The organism is Janthinobacterium sp. GW822-FHT07A03, assembly GCF_058798815.1.
This window is the reverse complement of the sequence record NZ_JBXAKW010000001.1, coordinates 430939-443036: the sequence shown is the minus strand read 5'-3', so window position 1 is coordinate 443036 and position 12098 is coordinate 430939. Positions and strand designations below refer to the sequence as shown.

Genomic DNA, 12098 nt, shown 5'->3' with positions numbered 1-12098 from the left:
CAGGGTCAACAGATGTTGACGCTTGCCATATGACAACGTATGCTACTCCGAGATTTCAATAAAGTAACTATAACAAAAAGGGTTTTTCAAAAAACAATATTGATTGCAAATGGAAAATGTTAACCATTTGGCATTTGATGACATTGCAACCGTGGGAGAACGACGATGGCTGATGTATATCTGGGACAAATCATGATGAGCGGATTTGGTTTTGTGCCGCGTGGGTTTGCAGCATGTAACGGGCAATTGCTACCAATTGCGCAGAATCAGGCGCTATTTGCACTGCTGGGCACCTACTACGGGGGCAACGGCTCGACCACCTTCGCCTTGCCCAACCTGCAGGGCACCACCCCTGTCGGCGCAGGCGCTTCGGTGGATGGTTCTTGGCAACCTGCGCCCTATCCGATCGGTATGCGTGCCGGTGCGGAAGCTATCACTTTGACACTGACTGAGATCCCGGCGCATACGCATGCGCTGAATGCCTCGACCACGCCCGGCACCACGAAGAACCCGACCAACACGCTGTACGGCGGCAGCGGCGCGGAAGCCATCTATGGCACGGCGGGCCCGCAAGTGGCCTTGAACAGCCAGACCCTGGCCCAGACAGGCGGCAACCTGGCGCATAACAATATGCAGCCATTCCAGGTACTCAATTTCAATATCGCCCTGAGCGGTATCTTCCCGTCGCGCAACTAACGTGCCAGCCACTTCCCACGGAGCATAGTCATGTCCACACCCTATGTCGGCGAAATCCGCCTGTTTTCCTTTCCCCGTATTCCTTCCGGCTGGTTTGCCTGCGACGGCAGCCTGAAACCGATCGCCAATAACGAAGTGCTGTACACCCTGCTGGGCACCACCTACGGCGGCGACGGCGTCAATACCTTCGGCGTGCCCGACCTGCGCGGCCAGGTTCCCCTGCACCAGGGTACGGGTCCTAGCCTGACGCCACGCGTCCTGGGGCAAAAAAGCGGCAGCGAAACGGTGACCTTGCTGCAGACCCAGCTTCCCGCGCATACGCACGTGGTCAGTGCGCTCAGCTCGCTGGCGACGGTGAATACGCCAGCGGTCAACACGCAACTGGCGGCCCCGGTCAGTAACGACAAGATGTACACCAGTAGTCTGACTGGCCTCACTACCTATGCATTGGCGCCGGCGGCAACGGGCAGCGCAGGCGGCAACTTGCCGCATGAGAACACCATGCCGACCCTGACCGCATCCTTCTGCATCGCATGGGCAGGCATTTTCCCGTCCCAGCAATAACAGCCAGCACGCATACACTGCCAACAGAACCGATCAGGAGAACTACCGTGTCCTCACCATACCTCGGCGAAATACAAGTCTTCGCTTTCAATTTCACACCTTACGGCTGGGCCAGCTGTAACGGCGCCACTCTGCAGATACGCCAATACGCCGCCCTGTTTTCATTAATCGGCACGCAATATGGCGGCGATGGGGTCAACACCTTCCAGCTACCCAACTTCACGGGACGCGCGCCCTGCGGCCAGGGACAAGGACCGGGACTCACCTCGCGCGTGATGGGCGAGACGTTCGGCACCAACACGGTCCAGCTGGGCGCCACCCAGATCCCTGTGCACACCCATCAACTGACATTGAGCCGCCAGACCAATGCCAGCCTGCAACGCAACGTGCCGCAAACGGGCGATGGCCTGACCAGCATCACCGGTACGAACGCCTTCGTGCCGGCGACCACCCCCAACACCACGTTCTCGCCACAGACCGTCGCCTCGGCGGGCGGCGGGCAGGCGCACGAAAACCGCCAGCCCATGTTGGCGCTGAATTTCTGCATCGCCCTGCAAGGCGAGTTTCCCGCATTTGATTGATACTTGAACAGGTGCATGGGCGGCGCCAGCGTGGCGCTCGCCTGGCCCTGCCTGTCCCCGCGTCTGTGCCCTTCGGCAACACGCTCAGTTGAACACCGCCTGATACAGAAAACCGTCGCTGTCACGTGCCACCGGCACCAGGAAAATGCCCACTTCGCCCAACGCATCATGCTGCAGTTGAAAGATTTTTTGGCTGAAGAGGATGGGGGAACGATTGTGGAACACCAAGCTGAACGGCGCGCGCAGCATGCCCTCCAGCGTGGCGGACGGCAAGGGACGCACCTCCTTCAGGATGAAAGCGGCATTCCCGTCGCTAACCGCGGCAAATGTATCGTTGACGCACGTGGCGAAGTGTTCCAGAGTCAATACAGTCATCATTGCAGGTAGTCCATTCCGTGAGCGCCGTGATTGAAGCAATGATTTATTCTAATGGAAGCATTGCCGCTCTGGCACAGCTTTTGACATGAAATTCTCCTCATCTGCACCCGGCAGCAATGCGGCGGCCCGGACCATCAAGCCCGGCCGCCAGCACTGCAACTGCCCTGCGGCTTTCGCCACCTAGCGCATCGCCTCCTGCAGCCCCGGCGCAAACTCGGCGCCATGCTTGACCTGCGCGGTGGACGCCTTCAGGGTGGCGCCGATCGGCTCGGCGCGGCCAGCCAGGCATTGGCCCAGGAAGTTTTCCGTCACGGCATTGAAGGCGATGTTGTTGACGGGCCGGGCAAAACCGTGACCTTCATCGGGGAACAGCACATACGTGACGGGAATATTCTTCGCCGCCATGGCCGCCACGATCTGGTCCGATTCCGCCACGTTGACGCGCGGGTCGTTGGCGCCCTGGCCGATCAGCAGCGGGCGCTGGATGTTCTGCGCAAAGTTCAGCGGCGAGCGCTCCTTGAGCAGCGCCCTGCCCTCTTCCGTAGTCGGGTCGCCCATGCGCTTGTAGAACTGCTGCTTGCCCGCTTCCCAATAAGGGGGGATGGTTTGCAGCAAGGTAAACAGGTTCGACGGACCGACGATGTCGACGCCGCAGGCAAACGTCGTCGGCGTGAACGCCATGCCGGCCAGGGTGGCGTAGCCGCCGTAGGAGCCGCCCATGATGGCCACCTTGTCGGCGCTCGTCACGCCACTCTGCACGGCCCACTGCACCGCGTCGAGCAAGTCGTCATGCATCTTGCGGCCCCACTGCAGGTCGCCGGCCGAGATGAATTGCTTGCCGAAGCCCGTCGAGCCCCGGTAGTTCACCGACAGCACGGCGTAGCCGCGGTTGGCCAGCCACTGGTGGTAGCCGTTGTAGCCGTAGGTGTCGCGCGCCCACGGGCCGCCGTGCACCAGCAGCACCATCGGCACCGCCTGCGTGGCCTTGCCGCCGGCGCTCGCCTTCGACGCCTGCGGCAGGGTCAGGTAAGACACCAGGTTCAGGCCGTCGCGCGCCTTGATTTGCTGTGGATACATGGGCACCAGCGGCGCTCCTTCCAGTTCCGGACGCGTCACGTACAGCTGCGTGAGCTTTTTGGTCTTGCGCTCGTACAGCCAGCTCGATGGCGGCGCCGTGACGGCATCGACGGCCACCAGCCATTTATCGTCGGCATCGGTGCGCGACGTCACCGTAAACTGGCCCTGGGTATTTTTCTTCAGGAAGGCCAGGTCGGCTTTCAGGTCGTCCGCCAGCGGCAGATATTCCTGCTGCAGGTAATTGACCGTATAGGCCTGCACGCGGCCCGTGCGCGTGTCGTACAGCGCATCGGCGATGTCGGCGCGCGGGTCTTGCGCCATGACCGTGGTCTTGCCGCTGGCCACGTCCTGCGCCAGCAGCGCCGACGTATTGCGGCCGCGCGAATCGGTCCAGTACAAAGTCTTGCCATCGACCGTAAACGCCAGCGGTGCCGTCGTCTGCGAGTCTTCCAGACCGACTTCGGTCAGCGGCGTGCTCTCGACCTTGCCGTCCGTCAGGCGGAAATACTGCATGCCGCCATCGGCGCGCGCCTTGCTGGCGATACGCAAGTTGAGCAATTCATCGGCCAGGTAGCCGCCATAGCCATCGTTCTGCTGCACCAGGGTCAGCTTGCCGCTGGCCAGGTCCAGGCTGTACACGTCGTGCCAGCGCGCATCGCGGTTATTGATGCCGACGAGGATGCGGTCCTTGACCTTGCTGCTGATCTGGACGATGCGCACGCGCGTCTTCTCGAACGGCGTGTAATTGATCTGCTTGCCGGTCGCCACGTTCACGCCGTACAGCAGGAAATTCTCGTCGCCGCCCTTGTCCTGGATGAACAGCAGGGTTGTCGAATCGGGCGACCAGAAGCTGCTGCGGATGGGCCGCAACTTTTCTTCCGTCAGCGGCCGCGCCTGCGCCAGGTCGCCGGCCGGCGCCACCCACACATTGAGCACGCCATCGCGCGGCGCGATCCACGACAGCCAACGTCCATCGGGGCTGAGCTTGCCACCGGACTTGCTGGGATTGCCGAACAGCTTGGCCCGCTCGATCAGCGGCGTTTCCTTGACGGGGGCTTGGGCGTGCGCCGGCAGTGCGCCGGCGAACAACAGGACAGGCAGGACATAGCGAATCATGGACACCTCATGGTTGTTGAATGAAGGGAAAACATAATCATTGTGCACGTGCCAGCCCATCATAGGCGAAAGCCGTGTTGCCAGGTTGATGACAGCGACAGGGGACGGAAATCGGGGGACAGAATGGCGAAAACGGGGGCTGGCTGGCGTGCACCGCGCAGCCATGGCGATGCAGCTTGCAGCGATGTCGGGCACGCGGCGGACAGGTCACTCAATTGCCAGCTCGACTAGCAAACCCCGCCAGCCTCGCTCATGCCCGTACGCAGGTCGGGTCCGAGCAGGCAGGTGTGCCGTTTTCCTTGCTGTAGACGCACAAAAGATGCCTTCTGCGCCGCTGGCGGAAATCCGGGTCGCTGCTACAGGCAAGCTCGCGCCGTACGTCAGGCCCGATACCATTGAACAAATCCCGGGCAGTCTGCCCTTTGAACCGGAATGAGACATGGCGGTCGTTCGGTGTCGGCGGCAGCATCTCGGCCAGACTGCCGCCGTACACCTGACGGCCGCTGAGAGCCTTGGCTTCAGCCGTTTCCACGCTCCTCTCGGCAGACTGTGCCAACGAAATCAGTGCGCATGCGCCAACAATTCCCGCTCTGCGAAAATTCACGCATACCTCCTGATCGTTGCCTCACGATCATAGGCAGGATCAAAACGCATCAATCGCGCCGCCGGCCCTGTCAGCTTGTCCCTCCGGACGGGCCGGATATCCATTTCAAGTCCCCTCTGATGCGTGACGTGGCCATCATATTCGGCGCCGCCGGCGAGACTGATGTTACCGATGCCAATTTACGCTCGTCAATCGCTTGCCACTCACGCTCAATGCACAGGATAAGCGTCATCAGGTTGGGGGGAGCATACTGGGCCAGGTGACCGGTATTGAGCCTGCCGCCCACATTTCCATAAACGTAATAGCCCGCCCCTTCAGGCACCTGGGGCAGCATGAAGTAGCCGCGCTTATCTTGCGGTTGAAGCTCCAGCATGATGGACTTCAACAGGTGACCATATGCATGGAAATGCCGAGGATATGAGGAATAGCATCGCTGACGACACGGGCCTCGGACATACACGCCACAAGATGTGACGAGGAAATATGATTGTTGCTCGCTTGCTGGTTCAATGACTTGGGATAAATCAATTCTGCATCGATAACAGAACGCCAGGCCAATCCAGGCCGTCGATATCGGCGTCACTTCTGACAGTGCCGAAGTGAGCGCCCGTGACTTGGAAATCATGTATGGACTGATCAGCCAGTCCGTGTTCCCGGCGCAAAAAAGCGGCGCCAATACCCGCTCCGGCCTCGGTTCGAGGTTGAGAGAATCCCCGGATGAAGCACCGTGTTTCCTGGACAGTCAAACCACGGCAGCGCTGAACGACTCGGGCCGCCGCGCAAGCAGATGAGACAGCCGTTGCAGACCTGCCTGCAGGCGTCCACGGTCCTGGATGCACCCCAAAGAGATCCGGATGGCGTTCACCGATGCGTTGCCCGTGGCGAATGCCTCGGCCGGCGTAACTGCGATGCCGGCGCTGGCGGCTGCGCGCGCAAGCTGCGAGGAGCTCCAATATGCGGGCAACTCGAGCCATACATGCAGGCCGTCGCCACAGCCGCGGTACCGCCCCGCCAGGATATCGCGCGCCATCCGGTGGCGCAGGCGCGCCTCGTTGCGTACGCCTGCCATCAACCCGTCAGCCGAACCGTCGAGTATCCACTGCGTGGCCAGTGCGGCCGTCAGCGGAGCGGCCATCAGCGCAAAGGACCGTAGCGCGACCAGGAAACGTTCGCGTTCAATCGGGTCGCGTAGCAGCACGAAGGCGACACGCAAGCCGGGCGTCAGGCATTTCGACAGGGTCGAGATGTAGACCACGTGTTCCGGGGCAAACGTGGCAATGGGCGGCGGCGGAGCATCGGCGAGGAGCCAGTAGGGATCGTCTTCGACGATGCGTGCATTGCAGCGCTGCGCGATGCTGGCGAGCTCCTTGCGCCGGCGTTCCGGCATGGTGATGGCGGTCGGGTTCTGCAAGGTCGGATTGAGATAGATCAAGCCAGGCTTGTGCTGGCGGCACGCTTCCTCGAGCATCCCGGGCAGCATCCCGTGCTGGTCCGCTTCCACCGCAATGACGTGCCGGCCGAATTGGCTCGCTGCGGCACGCAAGCCGGGATAACTCGTCGGTTCCGCCAGGATCACGTCGCCAGGCTCCGTCAGCGCAAGGATCAATGCGGCGATCGCCGCTTGCGCGCCCGGACAGACCACAAGCTGTCGAAAATCCAGGTATCCGAACATCGGTGCCAGCCAATGGGCTCCAGCCTTGCGGTCGGAATCGCTTCCCCCGCCCAGGTGGTAAGTCATCAGCAATTCATTATCTGCCCGCATCAATACTTGCGACAAACCTTGTTTCAGCATGTCGTCGAAGTCCACGCCCTCCGGCGGTGGCGGGGTGTTCATGCTCAGGTCGAGGATAGCGGTCAATTCGACTTTCGGCGCGGCGACATACGTGCCCCGGGCGCCGCGGCCCTCCAGCAAGTGGCGGCGCCTGGCTTCGTCGTATGCGCGCGTGATCGTCGTCAGGTCAACGCCCAGCTGTGCTGCCAACTGGCGCTGCGTCGGCAGGCGCTCGCCCGGTTTCACCGATCCGTCTGCCACCGCCGCCTGCAAGGCATCCGCAATCTGCAAGAAACGGGGCCCTTTGTTCCCGGCCAGGCGCGGCAACCAGATAGTCAAATGCTCATCTTGTATGGTTTTTATCTGGGACATTTTGTCCTAATGTATGGAAATTGTTTTCAAGTAGTATGCATCAGAACGTGCAGCAACACCATCCTTGCATGGCAGTCGCTGACGTTTTCTCTTCTCTCAACTGCATCATTCGGCAATTCACGGCGCTCGATGCCATGCTTATTTCATAGTAGATATAATGAAAGAGTCAAACAGGATGCCTGGGAGATGGTGTGAACAGAAGCTGCTGAAGCAGCGTGTTGAGGAAGTGCTCCTCACGATAGATAGTGTCAAGTAATAGACTGGAAATACGCAAAATGATCGATTGGACCCCTATAGTCTTCGTGACGTTCAAGGCTCTCGTGCTCGCCACGGGCATGTTCTTCGCCATCAAGTGGCATTACGATCAAGGGAAGAAGGATAAGGACAAGGCGAAGCAGAATCGCGCAGTGCTGCGCGCGAGCGGCAAGGTGGTGGGCGTCTTCGCGCTATTGCTGCTGGCCCTGGGGATCGTCACCTTCTTCGTCGTCAGGATGGTCGGTCTGGACATGACCCTGCCTTGACGGCAAGGAATACCGGCCGATATCCGCTGATGCGGCAGCAATTGCCCGCTGCGGCTCGGGCAGCTCGCCTGACGTCCTGACGTCCTGACGTCCTGACGTCCCGTCATCGCCGCCTCCGCCTTTTGTTTGCCGAGACAGCGGCAAATCGTGGAAATCGCATGCGCAACTGGCGCTCTTCAACGCGCCAGGCCGATAGCGGACATCGCCATGCAGCAATGAAATCATACGTCGCGTAAACGGAAAAACCCGACACCGATATTAGACAATTATCTAATATACAGTGCCGGGTTTTGATACAGCTTGCGCTGTAACTCCTTGAATCTAATGGTCGGGGCGAGAAGATTCGAACTTCCGACCCCATGCACCCCATGCTCGATGATACTTAGCCCGAACCCGCATGGATGCTACATATTGGGGGTGAATCGTATAATATACAGTACTTTTCGATAGGTACTCAAGCCCGCATGTTTCGGCGTTTTTTCTTCGAGAATTATACATTTTCGCGGCTGTTTTTCACGTCTCACTACCTCATGCACGCCGTGCTCAATTCCGGAAAAAAGCCGCTGAAGCGGTGTAATGCAAATGACTAATATTTATGCGGCTTTCCACAAGCTAAATAAGAACCGTACCTACTACGCTACCTACGAACGAACATCGGCACAAAAAAAGAACTTTGCGCACCTGCACCCCACGCGCGATACCTCTAAGCAGGAAAACGTACGGACGCTGTACTTTTTTGGTGGGAGTACCTAGCAAGGTGAGGCGGGTTCGATTCCCGCCGTCTCCACCACTGAATTCTTTAAAATCAAGTAGTTAGAAAAAAGAAGGCTGTCATTATTTGGGTTGTTTTTGGGCTGCTCTAGCCTAGGAATGACAACAAAATGACAGCTTTTTTTCGCCCGCAAACTAATCCTTCTCGCCATCACTCGGTGCCTCGGCTCTTCGCACTGACGTTACATAATTATCTTGACCAGCGCATACAGCGTTCACGAATTGCAACAATTTGGTAGTAGTCTTGCGGCATGAACCCGACTGATAGCTACATCAAAATGATGCCCGAAACACTGGATTGGCATTCCCCCAGTCTGGCGGACACTCTCGCAAGGTATGAAGTCACAATCAAAATTTTTCTGAGGCATCGTTTTGAGTTCGCTGCTCAGCCTCTAACCTTTGTGGCTCACTCATATCCACCTTCATGCTTTCGTTCATCATTTCAGAGTCAACGATGCGAAAACTATAACCGTTTGCCAAGTCTCCCTGGTAATAAATCACTGCAGATATGTACTTACCACCAATAATTTCCCTATCTTTGTAAGGGAAACGGCTAGGACGATAGATGCCTACGGGTGTTCGCAACCCTCCCCAAAGAAACGAAATAAATTTCGACTCAGGATTCACATCAGTTGCAGGAACGACATCTCCAGAAGTTATTCTGGGCTGTCCATACTTGGCCACAAGCATAACAATAAGACTGTCTCGATTAATGGCGGTACTAAAACCCTGGTCAACAAAAACACTGGCCAGAAGATCTCCCTGTGCTTTGCCAGAAAAAATAAAACGCGCTGATATACAATCTTGTTGCAAATCACTGGTTGCCGCGGAGCGGCATGAATTATCTATAATTCCTTGATCATCTCCAGCCATGATCGCAAGAATATCAAATGAATTCTCTCTAGACTCCAACTTAACGCGAGGAAACTCATTTTCTGCTAATTTCAACACTTTATCCGACGCATCGCCGAGAGAAATATTGCGATACTGCAGCATCGATTCAGCTCCTACACCTAGAGGAAGTCCCAGTAAATAGATCGGCAAAAATCGCCGTACCCACCGAGGAAGGTTTATCATTTTCATAGCTATAAAATTATTCAATTATTGCATCACGCACATAGTTTTGCGATCCGCAAGTATAAAAATTGCCATCAAACCAAAGCTGACACTTAACGAAGCCACACATATTACACGCACGGCCTGCTCTGCGACGACCTGTTCGAATGGCAGGGGATCAGCACGGAATTGAACCGTAGCGCGAATACGCCGCAAGCTGCCTCGCCGTTCGCCAGCCTCGAATAGATTTGGACCACAAGTCCGCAATACAGACCCGCTAGGACACGCAGGCTGAGGGTCAGCCCGCCATTCAGACACCGACTGATGCGTCGGGTGCTGTGAAAGCCGGCTCAGTCGAAAAGCTAATTGGAACCACAAACGCGCGCCTGGGGCGCGCGAAGCTGCCGCGCAGCGGCAGCTGGTGGCGGATTCGGGGCGGGCTGAGCTGCTAAGCCTCGCCCTTCGAATCTCACGAACAATTTAACCCGGCACTAGTTTTCAAGTCTTCCAAATACTTCATACACTTCAACGGCCTACGTGTAATTTCGTTCCGCACGTAATGTTTTTCCATCACCTTGCAACGTACTGTTTTCACTGCCCCACAACGGCGATGCGGAAACGTTTTTTTCGAGGAAGAGTGGTCAGTGCAGCCAACGTTTAGCCGTTGGATCGACCAGGTTCGCAACATCCATGATGCGGGTTCGACTCACGCCGTCCACCAATAAATTATTTAAAATCAAGTAGTTAGCAAAAAGAAAGCTGTCATTATTTGGGGTGCTTTTGGACTGTTTTAGCCTAGGAATGACAACAAAATAACAGCCTTTTTTCTATTCATGGGCTTCATACCATACATCGGGTATCGCACCTTGATCATAATTCCGCGACAATACTCAATGAAGCGGCAGTGCTAGCACTTACTTAGCGCCATGCGTGTTCATCATTTTTTGAAATTACATACGTGGCACACAAGAGTGACTATTTGCAAACCAACTCTCATCACTTGATTTGCTTCTGCAACCAATTACATATCGACATCTGCGCGACTCTAAAAAGAAGATCGTAGGTCGGCAATAATTCTTCAACAACGTCGTGGCCCTTATGAACGTAGCGGCTTTGAAAAAATCTTTCCATAGGTACAGATTCGGCGTTTGGCGGTTGCTTACCAGCATGGACAAATTGCGATCGATATTTATATGACGATCCTAAAGCTTCTCGTATAGCTGCATCATCTACATCGCCTGGGTACTTCTCATTTCCAGCCTTCAGATTTCCTGAAAAAACTGGGCCACCTTTACTTTGCACTTCACGCCAGAAGTCAATATTATGTTGCTGTATAGAGGGAATCGGGACACTTTTTTCCCATTCATCAATAGGACAAAACGTTAAAATAAAATGAAGATATCGCTCCTTCAAATATTGATTATTTCCGCGCAAATCCTTATAGGCTTTAAATATCTCCGCAAAATCTGAGTCATTTTTTGATCGCTCTGCCCAGGCGAGATCCTTTTCTTGTTTTATTTTAATCTTATCGCGGGGAACAGCGTTTTGTGCAATAGATTCTATCGCAGCTACTATTAACATGTAGGCCAAGCCAAAATCCTCTCGCTTCGCCAAGAGAGATAGGTGGGAAAGACGTACAGCTTGCATAACGGCCACGTATTTTTCATGGTCAACAGCCTGTAAAGCAGCGATAAATTCAGTAAGCTCAATTCTATATTGAGCTTGGACTTCGGGCGAAATATTGGTTTCGGTCAAGCCGGGTCCAAACATCTTAATAGGATGCAATAATCCCATTCCTTCTAGCTCGATGTCCATCTGCTCTCGGTAAAAACCAAATCCGTCTCGGGGTGATCGACAAACTCTACCCGTCACAAAAGAAACTATCGATGAAAGAGCAATACCAAAAAGATGAGATCCATCGCCATTCCACGATTCTGGATTATCAATTTTCGATATAAACGCCATAGCACGCATCGGCAACTCAATTTTCTTTGATGGGTAGACTTTAAAATCTGATAGATCCCACTCTGCTGTAAGCTCGAAATCAGTTAAGATGTATGACCAATACGGTTTTGATCTCTTCAAATCATTACCTGCCCCATTCGGGCGAAATGCGCGAATACACTCATCGAACATTATGTGATCTGCGCTAACCCTCGGCATAGAATTCTCCTAAAAATGTTTACGATACCCGATTTCCGAACGCTCAAGAAAAACAGCGGGGATATTTTTTTCCTATTTTCTAATACTCGGGCATAACCTCGTAGAAACTGGCTTCGTTTTGATAATTACAGATTCAGTAGGTAGCATGGCTGATATTCGCCATCACCGCCCGCCGTCGTAAGCACCGAAGATGCGCGCCGCTGGCTCAAGCGCAAGCTGGCGCCCGATGAGGCAATGCACGTTGCGCGCACGGCCATGCTCGACGGTGACCTTTTCGATGGCATGCTGTGAGCACGGAGTTGAACCGTGGAACGGGGGGCCGCAGGTTGCAACACCGAATAGAAATGGGCGTGCGACTGCTATACAGCCCTGCCAACGCACGAAAACCAGCCCTCCCACGCTAGTACACCGCCCGCACGAAAAACCGC

General features: G+C 55.7%; 11 protein-coding genes. 4 read left to right on the top strand and 7 right to left on the bottom strand.

Annotation, left to right across the window (positions count from 1 at the left end; all coding sequences use genetic code 11):
- Positions 1-165: 165 nt before the first annotated feature.
- The 3 genes from AC1RJW_RS02020 to AC1RJW_RS02010 are packed head-to-tail and all read left to right on the top strand — an operon-like array spanning position 166 to position 1841.
- Positions 166-696, top strand: a complete 531-nt coding sequence (locus tag AC1RJW_RS02020; RefSeq protein WP_493043039.1) for a phage tail protein — start codon at positions 166-168, stop codon at positions 694-696.
- Positions 697-726: 30 nt separating this feature from the next.
- Complete coding sequence (locus tag AC1RJW_RS02015) at positions 727-1260, top strand: phage tail protein (RefSeq protein ID WP_493043037.1); 534 nt, start codon at positions 727-729, stop codon at positions 1258-1260.
- 47 nt (positions 1261-1307) lie between these two features.
- Complete coding sequence (locus AC1RJW_RS02010) at positions 1308-1841, top strand: phage tail protein (protein ID WP_493043035.1); 534 nt, start codon at positions 1308-1310, stop codon at positions 1839-1841.
- A gap of 84 nt (positions 1842-1925) precedes the next feature.
- Here the strand turns inward: AC1RJW_RS02010 and AC1RJW_RS02005 are convergent, their stop codons facing one another.
- From AC1RJW_RS02005 to AC1RJW_RS01985, 5 genes are all read right to left on the bottom strand, one after another.
- Entirely contained in the window at positions 1926-2219 is a 294-nt protein-coding gene (locus AC1RJW_RS02005; protein WP_493043033.1) for a DUF6916 family protein, read from the bottom strand.
- 180 nt (positions 2220-2399) lie between these two features.
- The gene (locus tag AC1RJW_RS02000; RefSeq protein ID WP_493043030.1) at positions 2400-4412 is read right to left on the bottom strand and encodes a S9 family peptidase; all 2013 of its coding nucleotides are present in this window, start codon (positions 4410-4412) and stop codon (positions 2400-2402) included.
- A gap of 250 nt (positions 4413-4662) precedes the next feature.
- Positions 4663-4944, bottom strand: coding sequence for a hypothetical protein (locus tag AC1RJW_RS01995; RefSeq protein ID WP_493043029.1), 282 nt, complete (start codon positions 4942-4944; stop codon positions 4663-4665).
- A 142-nt stretch (positions 4945-5086) separates the two neighbouring features.
- Positions 5087-5389: a hypothetical protein gene (locus AC1RJW_RS01990; protein ID WP_493043027.1), complete on the bottom strand. Its 303-nt coding sequence runs from the start codon at positions 5387-5389 to the stop codon at positions 5087-5089.
- Positions 5390-5758: 369 nt separating this feature from the next.
- The gene (locus AC1RJW_RS01985; RefSeq protein WP_493043025.1) at positions 5759-7159 is read right to left on the bottom strand and encodes an aminotransferase-like domain-containing protein; all 1401 of its coding nucleotides are present in this window, start codon (positions 7157-7159) and stop codon (positions 5759-5761) included.
- A 275-nt stretch (positions 7160-7434) separates the two neighbouring features.
- On the opposite strand from AC1RJW_RS01985, the gene AC1RJW_RS01980 reads away from it, so the two are divergent.
- Positions 7435-7680, top strand: coding sequence for a hypothetical protein (locus AC1RJW_RS01980; RefSeq protein ID WP_493043024.1), 246 nt, complete (start codon positions 7435-7437; stop codon positions 7678-7680).
- A gap of 1119 nt (positions 7681-8799) precedes the next feature.
- Here the strand turns inward: AC1RJW_RS01980 and AC1RJW_RS01975 are convergent.
- On the bottom strand, positions 8800-9447 hold the full coding sequence (locus AC1RJW_RS01975; RefSeq protein ID WP_289899292.1) for a hypothetical protein: 648 nt from the start codon (positions 9445-9447) through the stop codon (positions 8800-8802).
- A 1056-nt stretch (positions 9448-10503) separates the two neighbouring features.
- Positions 10504-11670, bottom strand: coding sequence for a hypothetical protein (locus tag AC1RJW_RS01970; protein WP_493043022.1), 1167 nt, complete (start codon positions 11668-11670; stop codon positions 10504-10506).
- Positions 11671-12098 lie beyond the last annotated feature (428 nt).